This window comes from Lactobacillus nasalidis (assembly GCF_016587775.1).
GTDB lineage: Bacteria > Bacillota > Bacilli > Lactobacillales > Lactobacillaceae > Lactobacillus > Lactobacillus nasalidis.
In genome coordinates, this window is sequence record NZ_BOCG01000566.1 from 1 (window position 1) to 259 (window position 259).

The 259-nt window shown below is 48.6% G+C and carries 1 rRNA gene; it reads left to right on the forward strand.

The window, feature by feature from the left end:
• A 23S ribosomal RNA gene (locus tag lacNas_RS10845) occupies positions 1-259 on the forward strand; the annotation flags it as partial.

The window sequence follows — 259 nt, forward strand, 5'->3', positions numbered from 1 at the left end:
AAGCGAAGGTTTGAATTGAAGCCCCAGTAAACGGCGGCCGTAACTATAACGGTCCTAAGGTAGCGAAATTCCTTGTCGGGTAAGTTCCGACCTGCACGAAAGGTGTAATGATTTGGGCACTGTCTCAACGAGAGACTCGGTGAAATTATAATACCCGTGAAGATGCGGGTTACCCGCGACAGGACGGAAAGACCCCATGGAGCTTTACTGCAGTTTAATATTGGGTATCTGTCAAGCATGTACAGGATAGGTAGGAGCC